Source organism: Pseudomonas borbori (assembly GCF_900115555.1).
Taxonomy (GTDB): Bacteria; Pseudomonadota; Gammaproteobacteria; order Pseudomonadales; family Pseudomonadaceae; genus Aquipseudomonas; species Aquipseudomonas borbori.
This window is the reverse complement of sequence record NZ_FOWX01000043.1, coordinates 13,808-27,339: the sequence shown is the minus strand read 5'-3', so window position 1 is coordinate 27,339 and position 13,532 is coordinate 13,808. Positions and strand designations below refer to the sequence as shown.

Genomic DNA, 13,532 nt, shown 5'->3' with positions numbered 1-13,532 from the left:
AGCTACTGGACGACCGCTACGGCCAGCGCTCGACCCTGGTGACCAGCCAGATGCCGGTGGACAACTGGCACGAACTGATCGGCGACCCGACCCTGGCCGACGCCATCCTCGACCGTCTGGTGCACAACGCTTATCGAATCAACCTCAAGGGCGAATCGATGCGCAAGCGGACGAAGAAATTGACGGCGCCGGGCGCCTCAGACTAACAATGCAAAACCTGCGTCGCTGCGCTCCGACTGCCCGGCCGGATGGCCGTGGAACAGATGGCCGGATGTGCGTGGAATGCCCGGCCGGATAAGCGTGGACTGGGTGGCCGGATGGCGTGGAATCCGCAGTTGGGCCTCGATACAGTTGCCGCAGAAGGGCTGGCTTTGGAAGAGGGCAATAAGCCCAGCCTGTGGATGCATCGCTTTGATCGCAAAGTCAGCGCTGCAGGCGTGGGTCGAGTTGCCGTTGAGTCGATGTACTCACTGTCTGGTGTTGCTGAGGCTGGCAGCTATATGTCGCATTCGGAGGTGCTACGAAACCTGGTCGCGTTATGGCAAAGCGTTGGGCAGACTGAGCAGGTTGGTGATTTGGTATTCGAGTACATGGAGCGTGATCTGCTGAATCAGATTCTTGGTAATTCAGACAATCATGGCCGAAACACCTCCATCATTAGGAGTGAGCAGGGCGTGAGGCTGGCCCCGATCTATGATCTCGCCCCCATGGTCATGGATGATGAAGGCGTAACGCGCACAACAAAATGGCCAAAGCACATTGAGGTGGCGGGTGAGGTCGCCTGGAGGGTTGCCTGCGATGAGGCTGCGCAGTGGGCCAACCCTGATGAGCTATTCCAGCGGCTCAGGGCTGCGGCTCAAACTTTCCTGGCCTTGCCTGACTTGCTGAGTGCAGATGGATTGCCCGCTGCGACAATGAACCACCCTCGCGTAGCGCTGCGGGATCTCCCCCAGCGGCTCAATAAATGGGGGCTCATCTAATGGACATCCTCGAGCGCAATCGGATTCTCAGCGAGTTACAGGAGCAGCTGGCTTCTGGGGAAATTACGATCGGGGCGGCAGTTCGGCGGTTACGCAAGGACGTGACTGGGTTGCAGCAGGCCAGGTTCGCCCAGATGTGTAAGCTGTCGCTGCGCGCCCTGCGGCAGTTGGAGCATGACGAAAGTAATCCCACGGTTCAGACGTTGAATAGCGTGTTCAATCCATTCGGTATGCAGGTTGGTATCGTGCCAAGGGTTTCGCGCTGACTGCCGGATTTGCAGTCATATATTTTCCGAGAATGCTTGCAGGTCAGAACTAGCTAGTGCGCTATGGGACAGGCCAGGGGATGCCACAGAAAGATACTTCGCTGGAGCCAATAGCGGTCAAAGGAGGAGGGATCCCGACTCGGTGGTACACAAGTGGTACGAGTCCGCAGCGGATGGGCCTATAGCCCAGAATTTTCAGTCCTTAGAGAATTTGATCCGTCCAATCCATCATCGGCGCGACAGAAAATCTCCTACTTGGCTCAAACCCTGATGCGGCGGGCGTTTCGGCTTGATTTTTAGGGTTTTCTGCTCGGTTCATTTGCTACCGTTTTTACTCGTTTTTGCTTGTTTCTGATGGCGCGTTGCTGCAATGTAGCAAATCGCATCAGTCGTGTAGCAAAATTATGGGCTCTATCACTATCCGCAAGCGCAAGGACGGGTCAGCACGGTACACCGCGCAAATCCGGATCATGCAACAGGGCGCGACAGTCTATCAGGAAAGCCAGACATTCGATCGCAAGGCCACGGCGCAGGCCTGGATCAAGCGGCGAGAGACAGAGCTGGCCGAGCCTGGCGCCATTGCCAAGGCAAATCGCGAGGGTGTGACGGTCAAGGAAATGATCGAGCGCTACCTGGATGAGTACGAAAAAATCAGGCCGTTGGGCAAGACCAAGCGTGCCACGCTAAGGGCTATCAGCCAGACATGGCTTGGTGAGCTTGAAGATTCGCAAATCACCAGCCAAGAGCTGGTCGAATACGGCAATCGCCGAATGCAGGAGGACGGCATTCAGGCTCAGACGCTCGGCAATGATCTGGCCCACTTGGGCACCGTGTTCTCTGTAGCAAGGCCGGCATGGGGTTACGACATCGACCCGATGGCAATGCCTGACGCCCGCCGTGTGCTACGCAAGATGGGAGCCGTGAGCAAAAGCAAGGAAAGGACGCGCCGGCCAACGCTAGCTGAGCTGGACAAGCTGCTGACCTACTTCTCCGAAATGCGCGACCGTCGTAAGCAGCAGATCGATATGGTTCGGGTAACGGTCTTTGCCCTGTTCTCGACACGGCGTCAGGAGGAAATTACGCGCATTCGCTGGGACGCCATCGATGAGCCCGGTCAGCGGGTACTGATCACAGACATGAAGAATCCAGGTCAGAAGCACGGCAATGACGTCTGGTGTCTGGTGCCGGATGAGGCATGGCGCGTTCTGCAGTCAATGCCCCGGGTTGCCGGCGAGGTATTCCCCTATAACGCCAAATCGGTATCTGCATCGTTTACACGCGCCTGTAAATTTCTGGAAATTGACGATCTGCATTTTCATGACCTACGCCACGACGGCGTGAGCCGACTGTTTGAAATGGGCTGGGATATTCCGAAAGCGGCTAGTGTGTCGGGTCATCGGGATTGGAACTCGATGCGGCGCTATACGCACCTGCGGGGTAATGGCGACCCTTACAAGGAGTGGCCGTGGTTGGAGAGGGCGATAACTGGCCCTCTGGCTGGGAGCATGTCTCGTTAGGGCGCTCGACGTACGTTTCGCCCCATCAATTTCTCGTGCTCAGCCTTGGCTTTGCTGTGCTGCACGTCCAGATAAGCAGCTAGGTCGGACAGATGAACGCCTCGCGCTGACTTCTGGCTGCTCGCTATCGGCACAAGCGTCAGATCAATCTGGCCGGCAGCGATCTTGAGCTTCATTTTCTGCGGCGTCAGGTGGCTGAAATAGTCCGCGCAGATGCGCTCGAGCGGGATGATGGCTAGGCCGTTGTACTGGGCCATCAGCAGGAAGGCTGTGTTCATGCTGATCCCTCCTGCGGAGGAGGCGTTTTGATACCATTCTTATCCATTAGGTGCCCTGGTTTACCCCCGAAAACCGGGGGCATGTACTTTGCCGCCTGAAACAGGGGGGGGTGCCAACAAAGCCGGCATTATCCACCCTTCGGCACAGCGACGTGCCACCCACATCGCGGGACGGAGAAACGTTGAAAGAACGTCCTGCCATCTTGCCGCGTCCTTCTGTCCTGGCACTGCAGGCTCACCCGATGCGGTTGCCGGCCTCCTGTTGTTCGATCTCTGGTAGTGCGCAGCGCAACCCAACTTGCGTCAGCAAAGTGAAGCACGGCGCTGCGGTGCCAAGTCAGGACGGTGTGCCCCGTCAGCCGCGCTTTGCCGTCGCCACTGCGCCGGGGTTTGTCCGGTCCAGCGCTTGAACGCGCGCCAGAAGGTGCTGGGTTCGGCAAAGCTCAGGCTCTGGCCGATCTCGGACAGCGCCCGCTGCGTATTGGCCACGGCATGCAGGGCTGCGTCACGGCGCGCCTGATCGACCAGGCTGGAGAAGTCCAGTTGCTGCGCCTGCATGCGCCGCGCCAGGGTGCGCGGACTCAGCCCCAGTGCCTGGGCGGCACGATCTCTGCCGGGCACCTGGCCGTGCAGTTGGCTGTCGATCCAGCGTCGCAGGTCCTGCACCAGGGTCTCGGGCGGGGACAGCGCCGCCAGCCGCGTCGCGGCATACTGCTGGTGCACCTGCGCCAGTTGCGCGTCGGCCTGCGGCAGGGGCGCGTCGAGCAGTGCGTTGCTCAGCAGCATGCCGCTGAACCCCTGATCGAACTCGACCGGGCACTGGAACACCGCGTGGTAGCCACCCGGCGGGCTGATCGGCGACTGGCTGAACTGTACTTTCAGCGGTTGCTGGACGCTGCCCGACACCCACTGGATAAAAGTCACCATGGCCGCCAGCACCGCCTCGATCTGCTGCGGGCTGAAAGGCAGCTTCCCTTGGCGCGGGTGATACACCAGCCAGCTCGACTGCGCGCCCGCGATCATCTGCAAACGTCCGCCATCGCTGATCAAGCGCTGGTACTTTTGCACCACCGCGATCGACGCGCGCAGTGTCGGTGCCGACTGCAGCAGGTAGCTGACCACATTGAAGCTGGCCGGCCCGACCAGTGCGCCGGCCTTGAGGCCGAAACCCGGGTCGCCAGTCAACTGCGCGGCCGCCCGCCACAGCCGAGTGATGTGGTCGATGGGCCAGCGCTCGTCCTGCAGTTCCGTGGCGGCTATCCCGGCTGCAGCGAGCAGCGCATCGCGCGCCACCCCCAGACGCTGTGCGGCGACAAGGACGGTGTTGACCCAGCTCATGGAGACGCTGGCCTGTGAGGTCAATTTGCTGGCCTGTGAAGTCAAGTGTGTGCGGATGATATGCGGCTATCGTTGCATTCGACAATGACTGCGCACCGTGGCGCAGCGCGTATACAAGGAAACCCATGGTGACAACGATGACAGTGCAATCCGATGTACTGGTTGCGGGCGGCGGGCTGGCCGGCATCGTCACCGCGCTCCAAGCCCTGCGCGCGGGCAAGCACGTGACCCTGGTCGACCGCGACAGCCCCGAGCGATTTGGCGGGCTGGCCTTGTGGGCCTTTGGCGGCATGGCCCTGGTGGGTACGCCGCTGCAGGCCCGGATGAAGATTCCGGACACCCCGGAAGTGGCCCTGCGCGACTGGCTGCGTTTCGGGGAACTGGCGCCGGATGACCAGTACCCGCAGCAGTGGGCGCGGTACTACGTCGAGCACTCGCGCACCGAGGTCTATGACTGGCTGCTGGGCGAGGGCATTAAGTTCATGCCAGCGGTGAACTGGGTCGAGCGTGGCATGCAGGGCGAGGGCAACAGCCTGCCGCGCTACCACGTCGTCTGGGGCACTTCGCGCGATTTGACGCGCCGCTTGATCGCCGCTCTGCGCGCCGCCGGCACGGGTGGCCGGCTGACGCTGCTGCACCGCCACCGCATCAGCGCGCTGGATCATCAGGCGGGGCAGCTCAACGGCGCCATGGCCGTCTGCGAAGCGAGCGGCGTCGAGGTGCGCCTGCAAGCGCCGGTGGTGGTGCTGGCCATGGGCGGCATCAATGGCAGCCATGCGCAGGTGCGTGCCAACTGGCCGAAACACCGGCCGATCCCCGCGACCATGCTCAATGGCGCGCATCCCTTCGCCGACGGCAAGCTGCATCACCTTGTGGCGGATGAACTGGGCGGGCAGATCACCCATGCCGGCGAGATGTGGAACTACGCGGCCGGCTTCCCCCATCCCTATCCGCATTTCGAGGGCCATGGCCTGTCGACCATTCCCTGCAAGTCGGCGCTGTGGCTCGACCACCGCGGCCGACGCATCGGCCCCGAGCCGCTGGTCACCGGCTTCGACACCCACTGGCTGTGCCAGCGCGTGGCCGAGCAGGAAAAACCCTGGACCTGGCACCTGCTCAACTGGCGCATCGCGGTCAAGGAATTCGCCATCTCCGGCGCCGAGCACAACCAGCGTATCCGCGACAAGCAGCTCCCGGCCTTCCTCAAGGAAACCCTGCTTGGCAACCATCGCCTGATCCGGCAGATGCAGCGCGAAAGCACGCACTTTCTGGTGGACGACACGTTGGCCGGCCTGGCGGCGAAGATGAACGCGCTGACCTGCTCGCTGGACATCGAGCATGCCGCGTTACAGGCCACCGCCGATGCCTTCGACGCCAACTTTGCCGGCGGTTCCCGGCTGCACAACGACGACCAGATCCGCCGCATCCTGCACGCCCGGCAGTGGGCGCCGGACCGCCTGCGTACCTGCAAGCCGGCTCCACTACAGATGCCCGGTGCCGGCCCGTACATCGCCATCCATATGCGGCTGATCACACGCAAGAGTCTCGGCGGCTTGCGGACCGACCTGCACAGCCGCGTGCTCGACGCCGCCGGCCAGCCCATCAGCGGGCTCTACAGCGTTGGTGAGGCCGCCGGTTTCGGTGGCGGTGGCGCCAGCGGCAAGCGTTCGCTGGAAGGCACCTTTCTGCCCGGCTGCATCCTTACCGCCCGGGCAGCAGCCCGCAACATCCACCATGGCGGTTGAACGCCGGGAGCCCAGCATGAGCAGATATACCTATCCCGCCAGCGCGTATGACTGCCACTGGCCATGACTTTCGCCAGCGTCGCTCAAGTAGCAGATATCGGCCCCTCCCATCCCGACCGCGTAGCTGCAGGCGCTACGCTCTGAGCCATCCACCCAGGAGAATTACATGCCCAATGGCGCCCAAGCTCTGATGAAAACGCTGGTCGATGCCGGAGTCGAAGTTTGCTTCTCCAATCCCGGCACCAGTGAAATGCACTTTGTCGCCGCCCTCGACAGCGAGCCGCGCATGCGCGCCGTACTCGCCCTGTTCGAAGGTGTGGCCACGGGGGCCGCCGATGGCTATGCACGCATGGCCGACAAGCCGGCCGCCACCTTGCTGCACCTGGGCTGCGGCCTGGGCAACGGCTTGGCCAACCTGCACAACGCACGCAAGGGCAAGGTGCCGGTGGTCAATATCGTCGGCGATCACGCCACTTACCACACCCAGTACGACGCCCAGTTGCAGTCGGACATCGAGACCGTGGCGCGAAATGTCTCGCCGGGCTTCGTGCGTACCTCGACCAGCACCGCCGAACTGTGCCGCGACGCGGTCGATGCCATCGCTGCCGCCCGCGGTTATCCCGGCCAGGTGGCGACGCTGATCCTGCCGGCCGATGTGTCCTGGGGCGAGGGCGCGGTAGCCTGCACAGCGCTGCCCGCACCGAACCCGGCCGTCGCCGATGATGCCGCCGTCGCTGCGGCTGTTGCTGCCGTGCGTTCGGGGCGCAAGGTCGCGCTGCTGCTGGGTGGGCGTGCCCTGCGCGAGACCGACTTGCTGGCCGCCGCGCGCATCGCCGCACACAGTGGCGTCAAGCTGCTGGCCGACGTATTCCCTACCCGCATGCAGCGCGGCGCTGGCTTGCCGGCGGTCGAGCGCATCGCCTACATGGCCGAGATGGCCGGCGTGCAACTGGCGGAAATCGAAGAGCTGATTCTGGTCGATTCCAAGGCGCCGGTATCGTTCTTCGCCTACCCGGGCAAGCAGAGCTATCTGGTGCCCGATGGCTGCAACGTACTGACCCTTGCCTCCCCGGCACAGGACACTACCGCCAGCCTGGAAAAACTGGTCGCCGCCCTCGGTGCCGGTCAGGCCCAGCCGCAGTTGCAGAGCGCGCAGCGCCCGGGCCGTCCGCGTGGCAAGCTGACCGCCGCCAAGGTGTGCAAGGCCGTCGGCCACCTGCTGCCGGACAATTCCATCCTGGTCGATGAGGCCATCACCTCCGGACTGATGCTAGCGGCCATGACCGCCGGTGCGCCCCGCCACGACCTCATCACCCTGACCGGCGGCGCCATCGGCCAGGGTCTGCCCAACGCCATCGGCGCGGCCATCGCCTGTCCGGATCGGCCGGTGCTGGCGCTGATCGGCGACGGCACCGCGATGTACACCATCCAGTCACTGTGGACCATGGCGCGCGAGCAGCTCAACGTCACTTCGATCATCTTCAACAACGCGTCCTACTCGGTGCTCAATGTGGAGCTGGAGCGGGTGGGCGCGCAGGAGGCCGGACCCAAGGCCAAGTCGCAACTCGATCTGCACGGCCCGGTGCTGAATTTCGCCCAGCTGGCCCAAGGCATGGGCGTGCATTCGGTGCGCGTGAGCAGCGCCGAAGACCTGGTGACGGCAATGCAATACGCCCTGGCCCACCCCGGCCCGCACCTGATCGAAGCGGTGGTGCCCGAATCGCTCAGCGGCGCCAAGCGCAAGATCCTGCCCTGGCTGCTGCGCGCCATGCCCAACCTGCCGCAGTCGGTGGCCAGCGCACTCAAGCGCAAGCTGGCGCCCTGAGGCCGCCGCAGGGTTCGCCAGTGTTCCGGGTATTGGCTGTTTAATGCGTGCCCCCAGTTGCGTGCCGCATCGGGCGGCCAACCGCCTCTTGCAAGCAGTGCGCAGTGCGATAACGCTCAAACATGCGGCCTCAGCCGAGGTAGTTGATCGGGTATTTGGTTGCCATACTATGCAAGCGGACCATCCGGCGCTTGAGTCGACTGGAGTAGGCGTTGACATTCTGGATAGGGAAAGCGACGAACACGCTGTTACTCGCACTTGTGCTCATCAGCATACGGATCGGCATGGACGCCATTCGGGTTTTCTTCATGAGTCGTGCTGGTCCCAGGCGGGGAGGGTCTGTTTCATTGCCAATTCATTACCTTTGCTCAATATATGCATTAGTTGCAGACTGTTGTGGTTTTAAACCGAGAGCAAGGAGTAGGCAATGCACCCCTTTGAGGCCGAAAAGCCGCCGCAGCTGGCCAATTTGCTCGGTTATGCCGGGTTGCTGCCCTTTGTCAGCGGGGCGCTGGGAATCTGGGTGATTCCATTGGGCTGGCGGCCCTTCGTGCTAGAGGCCTTACTGGATTTTGCGGCCTTGATCCTGGCGTTTATGGGGGCGATCCATTGGGGACTGGCGATGCGAGCCGAGGCGAACGATGAGCAGGCGCAGATTCAGTTGGGCTTGTCGGTGATTCCGCCATTGCTCGGCTGGCTGGCTATTTCTGCCGGGCTGCCGATGGGGTTGGCGTTGCCGACACTTCTGGTCGCGTTCGTAGGCCTCCATTTTGCGGATGTGCATGCGGTCAAGTTGGGGCTGGCTCCGCGTTGGTATTCGAGCCTGCGTCTGCCGCTAACGGTGGTTGTCTCGCTGAGTCTGTTATTGGCCTGGGCCAGTGTGTTGATCGCTTGAGTGCATTCGGTGACCCAGATCTCCCGGTGTGATACGTGTTGCCTGGCGCTCAATGAGTCCTAGCAGGTGTCCGCGCAACTGGTGCTAGCACGCCAGGCTATCGGCCTGGCGATAGAGCATCAGCAGTTTGCGGGTGATGGTCTGCTGAATGTCGTCGCGCTCGAATGTGGACAATCGGGTGAGACGGTTTACTTGCAGGCGGTGCAGGTGGATATAAGGCATCTGCTGGTCGAACTCGCGCAGATCGCCCTTCATCATGATCGGCAGAAAGACGTCGCCGGCTTTCTTCTGATTACTGATGATCTGCGCCAGTGCCCGTTTGAACGGCATGGTTTTCGGTGCGGGGCCACCATCCTTTATCTGTGTGCTCAACAGCAGGCCCGGTTTCCCCAGCACCACGCCCGGCAGTACGCAGAGTCCGGTTTTACGCACGGCGTGCGCCTCGATGCCGTGCAGCGTGTCATGGAACGCATAGGGGTTGGGTAGCACCACCATCTTGCGTCCCAGGTCATGGGGGAAGTGCAGGTTGTAATTGGTGTAGAGCTGACGCACCGAGTCGGAATAGACGCATAGCCGGTTCTCGAACAGCTTGATGAAGCGCTCAGCCAACTCGCGACGGGCCATGCTGTCCAGATCCCAGATCAGATCCTGGTTCTGTGGCCGGTCGAGGTCGACTTCCTGATGTTCCATGCCGCTCATTCATGCCTCATACGCGAAACTGGCCCAGTAATCGATTGAGTTGCTCAGCCAGTTGGCCAAGGCGTTGGCTGGCCTCGCTGGACTGTTCGGCTGCCAGCGCATTGCTGTGCGCTAAACCGGCCGCCTGGGTGACATTCTGGTTGATATCTTCGACCACCTGCGACTGTTGCAGTGTGGCACTGGCGATCGAGGTATTCAAACCGGTCAGGTTGCGCAGCGATTGAGCGATTTGGCCCAGGCTCTCACCGGCCTGACTGGCTTGCTCGACGGTGAGTTGCGACGCGCGGCTACTGTCGTTGATGACCTTCACTGCGGCTTCGGAGTTGCCTTGCAAGCGCTCGATCATACCCTGGATTTCAGCGGTGGATTGCTGAGTGCGTTGAGCCAGCAAGCGTACTTCGTCGGCGACCACGGCAAACCCGCGGCCTTGTTCACCCGCGCGCGCGGCTTCAATTGCCGCATTGAGGGCGAGCAGGTTGGTCTGTTCGGCGATCGAGCGAATCACCTCCAGAACACTGCCTATCTGCGTGCTTTCCAGGGCCAGCTTTTGAATCACCTCCACCGCCTGGTCGATAGTGCCAGACAGTTGGCCGATCTGCTGCAGACTGGCATCGATGTTCCGCTGACCTTGGCTCGCCTGGGCTTCGGCGGCATGTACTTCGCTCGATGCATGCTCGGCATTCTTCGCGACATCTTGTACGCCATAGGTTACCTGGTTGATCGCGGTAGCCACGAGTTCCATCTGCTGGGATTGCTGCTGACCGTGCTGCTGGGCCTCGCGAGCGATGTCGCCGAGCGAGCGTGCGGCTTGATCGAGTGCGCCGGCAGAGTCGAGCGACTGGCGGATCACATGGCGCAATTTTTCGGTAAAGACATTGAAGTGTCCTGCGAGGGCGGTCAGTTCATCATTGCCTTGGGTATCCAGGGTCTTGGTAAGGTCGCCGTCGCCGCTGGCGATGTTGGCCATGGCATCGACGGCCTCCTGTAGCGGCCGGGCAATGCTGCGCGAGATCAGGGTTACCAGCAGGGTCATCAGCAGGGCGATTGCGCTGCCTATCCCGAGTGCACGCAGGACTTGTGCCTGGAACTCCTCCTGTACGTCATCGACGTATACGCCAGAGCCGATGATCCAGCCCCAGGGCTGGAACAGCTTGACGTAGGAGACCTTGGCTACCGGGTCGCTCGAACCCGGCTTGGGCCAGCGGTAATTAATCAGACCGGCGCCCTTGGTTTTGCTGATCTGCACCATTTCATTGAACAGTTCCTTGCCGTCCGCATCCTTGAGTCCGGAAAGATTCTGCCCGTCGAGCTTGGGGTTGGTTGGGTGCATGACCATGGTTGGGGTCTGGTCATTGATCCAGAAATACTCCTGGCCGTCGTAGCGCAGGCCGCGGATCAGCTCAATGGCCTGCTTCTGCGCCTCGTCGCGGCTGAGCGTAGTGGCTGTCTCGAGGCTGTGGTAATGGGCGAGGATGCCTGCCGCGCTCTGTACCACATGCTGGGTCTTCTCCTCTTTGGCGGCATACAGGTCGCGCTGGCTCTGTTGCAGCATCAATGCGCCGAGGATGAACAGCATGAGGACGGCGACAACGAGAATAAGCCACAAGCGACGGCTGATGGGCAGGCTGCGTAGGCTGTTCATAGAAAGGCTCTCTCGGTTCTTGTTCTGGGATTCAGGGCGTGTCCCTTGTACACGGAATGTGCCACCTGTTGCTCTAACAGGCCGTTGAAAAACTACCTGTGTTGCCAATACTGCGTTAAAAATGGCCTCAAAATGCTCATTTACAGCACGTAAACTGCGCTTTTTCGGCCATTTTTGCCTTGTCTTGGCTGCCTCGCCTACGTTTTTCAACGGCCTGTTAGACCATTCGCCAATTGAGTTGAGGCGGGCTGGCTGACGTCGAGATTCACGCGAATACGCATGAGTTGGCTCTAATACAGCAATTGAGCCCGGGTCTCTGATAGCATTTCGGCCCCCAGGGAGAAAACCTGAGGTTTTCCCGCTTTTTTCTGCTTATTGGAACCTCTGTCTAGAGCTTGAGTCCGACAGGCGCGGAAGTGTTGTTGGTTGTTCACACATTTATGTTGTTCGGGCGGTAAATGCCGCGCGCTTAAGGAGCGTTAATGGATCTTTGGATCGCCATGCAGTCGTTGATCTTGGGTATTGTCGAAGGTATTACCGAGTTTTTGCCGATTTCCAGTACGGGTCATCAAATCATAGTCGCCGATCTCATCGATTTTTCCGGTGAGCGGGCCATGGCTTTCAACATCATTATCCAGTTGGGCGCGATCCTGGCGGTGGTTTGGGAGTTCAGGCGCAAGATCATCGAGGTGGTGGTCGGCTTGCCGCGGGTCGCCGAGGCGCAGCGTTTCACCAGTAATCTGCTCATCGCCTTCCTGCCCGCGGTGATTCTCGGCGTGAGCTTTGCCGACCTGATACATCAATACCTGTTCAACCCGATTACCGTTGCCGCTGCGCTGATAGTGGGGGGCGTGATCATGCTCTGGGCCGAGCGGCGTGAGCATGTCATTCATGCCCAAAGCGTTGACGATATGACCTGGAAGGATGCGCTGAAAGTCGGCTGTGCCCAGTGCCTGGCGATGGTTCCAGGCACCTCGCGCTCGGGAGCGACCATAATCGGCGGCCTGCTGTTCGGCTTGTCACGCAAAGCCGCGACCGAGTTTTCCTTCTTTCTGGCGATGCCGACCATGGTTGGTGCCGCAGTCTACTCCGGCTACAAGTATCGCGAGTTGTTCCTGCCGGCGGATCTGCCGGTATTCGCCATCGGCTTCGTGACTTCGTTCATCTTCGCCATGATCGCCGTGCGCGCCCTGCTCAAGTTCATCGGCAACCACAGTTATGCACTGTTCGCCTGGTATCGCATCGGGTTTGGTTTGCTGATTCTGGCGACCTGGCAACTGCATCTGATCGACTGGAGTACCGCCCAGGGCTGAGAGGACGTATTCGGCGGACGGATAGAAGGCGCGCCGCTTGGCGCGCCTTTGTCATAGTGATGCCGGCTCATGGGTGAGATCATCAAGGATCGAGCAGCAGACCTACTTGCAGACGTTTGGGCAGCCGGTGCACCACCAGTTGGTGGGAGCGGGTCAGCAGTTGCCAGAGTTCGTCGTCGCCGATGGGCGGATGCGCACAACTCATGCTGATCCAGTGCGCCCGCGCCAGATAGGGCGCTGGGCGGATGCCGGGGCGGTCGACGTAACCGAGGAACAGATCGCTGTCGACCTTGAAGGCCAGCTCATGGCCGAGAAAGTTGAGGATGGCGAACATCTTGTTGCCCGCCACGGAAAACACCTGGTTGTTGCCCCACTTGAAATCCTCACGGGCGCCGGGCAGTTGCAGGCAAAAAGCGGCTATTTCCTGTTGTTTCATGGGCGTCGGGTCTTGCTACGGGTTCTCCAGCTAAGCTAGCAGACTGCGGGCACAACTTTCAGTCTTGATGGGGATTTCCTTATGTCACTGTCCATGTATGACGTCTCGCTTCCGCTTTTCATTCGCATGCTCGGCAACCTGTCGGCCATCCTGCATAAGGCCGAGGCTTACACCGCCGAGCGCAAGATCGAGCCCGGCACGCTGCTCAATGCGCGCCTGGCGCCGGATATGTATCCGCTGCTACGCCAGGTGCAGATCGCCAGCGACACGGTCAAGGGCTGTGCCGCACGCTTGGCCGGCATCGACATTCCCAGCTATGCCGACAGCGAAAGCAGTTTTGCCGAGTTGCAGGAACGTATCGCCAAGACCCAGGCGTTTCTCCACAACATCGCCGCCGAGCAGCTCGATGGCAGCGAAGGCAAGTCGATCAGCCTGAACTTTCCGGGTATGGAATTGAAGTTCACGGGGCAGGAGTACTTGCTGCATTTCGTCCTGCCGAACTTCTATTTCCACCTGACCACGGCCTACGCGATCTTGCGTCACAACGGTCTGGACATCGGCAAGATGGATTTCCTCGGTCGGCCTTGAGCCGCGCAAG

The 13,532-nt window shown here is 61.0% G+C and carries 13 protein-coding genes and 2 pseudogenes; 9 read left to right on the top strand and 6 right to left on the bottom strand.

Annotated elements, in window-relative coordinates; translation table 11 throughout:
- The 4 genes and pseudogenes from BM315_RS21845 to BM315_RS21830 form a co-directional block, all read left to right on the top strand.
- A partial coding sequence (locus BM315_RS21845; RefSeq protein ID WP_170862285.1) for an ATP-binding protein occupies positions 1-206 on the top strand: 206 nt, incomplete at its 5' end.
- Positions 207-332: 126 nt separating this feature from the next.
- A pseudogene (locus BM315_RS21840) lies at positions 333-980 on the top strand (HipA domain-containing protein); the annotation flags it as partial.
- A complete protein-coding gene (locus BM315_RS21835; RefSeq protein ID WP_090505516.1) occupies positions 980-1,246 on the top strand; it encodes a helix-turn-helix domain-containing protein in 267 nt (88 codons plus the stop codon). The pseudogene BM315_RS21840 and the gene BM315_RS21835, both read left to right, overlap by 1 nt.
- A gap of 404 nt (positions 1,247-1,650) precedes the next feature.
- The gene (locus BM315_RS21830) at positions 1,651-2,763 is read left to right on the top strand and encodes a site-specific integrase (RefSeq protein ID WP_090505513.1); all 1,113 of its coding nucleotides are present in this window, start codon (positions 1,651-1,653) and stop codon (positions 2,761-2,763) included.
- Here the strand turns inward: BM315_RS21830 and BM315_RS21825 are convergent.
- Positions 2,760-3,041 carry a pyocin activator PrtN family protein gene (locus tag BM315_RS21825; RefSeq protein ID WP_090505511.1) on the bottom strand — a complete coding sequence of 94 codons (282 nt, stop codon included), beginning with the start codon at positions 3,039-3,041 and terminating at the stop codon, positions 2,760-2,762. The genes BM315_RS21830 and BM315_RS21825 overlap by 4 nt on opposite strands.
- A 303-nt stretch (positions 3,042-3,344) precedes the next feature.
- Positions 3,345-4,379, bottom strand: coding sequence for an AraC family transcriptional regulator (locus BM315_RS21820; protein ID WP_244527353.1), 1,035 nt, complete (start codon positions 4,377-4,379; stop codon positions 3,345-3,347).
- 137 nt (positions 4,380-4,516) lie between these two features.
- On the opposite strand from BM315_RS21820, the gene BM315_RS21815 reads away from it, so the two are divergent.
- Positions 4,517-6,124, top strand: a complete 1,608-nt coding sequence (locus BM315_RS21815; protein ID WP_090505510.1) for an FAD-binding protein — start codon at positions 4,517-4,519, stop codon at positions 6,122-6,124.
- A 166-nt stretch (positions 6,125-6,290) separates the two neighbouring features.
- Positions 6,291-7,949 carry an acetolactate synthase large subunit gene (locus BM315_RS21810; protein WP_090505508.1) on the top strand — a complete coding sequence of 553 codons (1,659 nt, stop codon included), beginning with the start codon at positions 6,291-6,293 and terminating at the stop codon, positions 7,947-7,949.
- Between the two features lie 133 nt (positions 7,950-8,082).
- On the opposite strand, the pseudogene BM315_RS25585 reads toward BM315_RS21810, so the two are convergent.
- Positions 8,083-8,181, bottom strand: a pseudogene (locus BM315_RS25585) (IS1595 family transposase); the annotation flags it as partial.
- Between the two features lie 195 nt (positions 8,182-8,376).
- Between BM315_RS25585 and BM315_RS21800 the strand changes: the two are divergent.
- The gene (locus BM315_RS21800; protein WP_090505504.1) at positions 8,377-8,844 is read left to right on the top strand and encodes a DUF3429 domain-containing protein; all 468 of its coding nucleotides are present in this window, start codon (positions 8,377-8,379) and stop codon (positions 8,842-8,844) included.
- An 84-nt stretch (positions 8,845-8,928) separates the two neighbouring features.
- Here BM315_RS21800 and BM315_RS21795 read toward each other — a convergent pair whose 3' ends face one another.
- Complete coding sequence (locus tag BM315_RS21795; RefSeq protein WP_090505502.1) at positions 8,929-9,543, bottom strand: hypothetical protein; 615 nt, start codon at positions 9,541-9,543, stop codon at positions 8,929-8,931.
- 7 nt (positions 9,544-9,550) lie between these two features.
- On the bottom strand, positions 9,551-11,185 hold the full coding sequence (locus BM315_RS21790) for a methyl-accepting chemotaxis protein (RefSeq protein ID WP_090505501.1): 1,635 nt from the start codon (positions 11,183-11,185) through the stop codon (positions 9,551-9,553).
- A 482-nt stretch (positions 11,186-11,667) separates the two neighbouring features.
- Here BM315_RS21790 and BM315_RS21785 point away from each other — a divergent pair, with 482 nt between their 5' ends.
- Positions 11,668-12,498: an undecaprenyl-diphosphate phosphatase gene (locus tag BM315_RS21785; RefSeq protein ID WP_090505499.1), complete on the top strand. Its 831-nt coding sequence runs from the start codon at positions 11,668-11,670 to the stop codon at positions 12,496-12,498.
- Between the two features lie 82 nt (positions 12,499-12,580).
- Here BM315_RS21785 and BM315_RS21780 read toward each other — a convergent pair whose 3' ends face one another.
- Positions 12,581-12,934, bottom strand: a complete 354-nt coding sequence (locus BM315_RS21780) for an MmcQ/YjbR family DNA-binding protein (protein WP_090505497.1) — start codon at positions 12,932-12,934, stop codon at positions 12,581-12,583.
- Between the two features lie 81 nt (positions 12,935-13,015).
- Here BM315_RS21780 and BM315_RS21775 point away from each other — a divergent pair, with 81 nt between their 5' ends.
- Positions 13,016-13,522, top strand: coding sequence for a DUF1993 domain-containing protein (locus BM315_RS21775; protein WP_090505495.1), 507 nt, complete (start codon positions 13,016-13,018; stop codon positions 13,520-13,522).
- The last annotated feature ends 10 nt before the right edge of the window (positions 13,523-13,532 follow it).

Bases quoted from the DNA above. Each gene is read 5' to 3' on its own strand.
- BM315_RS21775 (WP_090505495.1), top strand. From the start codon at position 13,016: ATGTCACTGTCCATGTATGACGTCTCGCTTCCGCTTTTCATTCGCATG.
- BM315_RS21820 (WP_244527353.1), bottom strand. From the start codon at position 4,379: ATGAGCTGGGTCAACACCGTCCTTGTCGCCGCACAGCGTCTGGGGGTG.
- BM315_RS21800 (WP_090505504.1), top strand. From the start codon at position 8,377: ATGCACCCCTTTGAGGCCGAAAAGCCGCCGCAGCTGGCCAATTTGCTC.
- BM315_RS21810 (WP_090505508.1), top strand. From the start codon at position 6,291: ATGCCCAATGGCGCCCAAGCTCTGATGAAAACGCTGGTCGATGCCGGA.
- BM315_RS21835 (WP_090505516.1), top strand. From the start codon at position 980: ATGGACATCCTCGAGCGCAATCGGATTCTCAGCGAGTTACAGGAGCAG.
- BM315_RS21815 (WP_090505510.1), top strand. From the start codon at position 4,517: ATGACAGTGCAATCCGATGTACTGGTTGCGGGCGGCGGGCTGGCCGGC.
- BM315_RS21780 (WP_090505497.1), bottom strand. From the start codon at position 12,934: ATGAAACAACAGGAAATAGCCGCTTTTTGCCTGCAACTGCCCGGCGCC.
- BM315_RS21795 (WP_090505502.1), bottom strand. From the start codon at position 9,543: ATGAGCGGCATGGAACATCAGGAAGTCGACCTCGACCGGCCACAGAAC.
- BM315_RS21790 (WP_090505501.1), bottom strand. From the start codon at position 11,185: ATGAACAGCCTACGCAGCCTGCCCATCAGCCGTCGCTTGTGGCTTATT.
- BM315_RS21830 (WP_090505513.1), top strand. From the start codon at position 1,651: ATGGGCTCTATCACTATCCGCAAGCGCAAGGACGGGTCAGCACGGTAC.
- BM315_RS21785 (WP_090505499.1), top strand. From the start codon at position 11,668: ATGGATCTTTGGATCGCCATGCAGTCGTTGATCTTGGGTATTGTCGAA.
- BM315_RS21825 (WP_090505511.1), bottom strand. From the start codon at position 3,041: ATGAACACAGCCTTCCTGCTGATGGCCCAGTACAACGGCCTAGCCATC.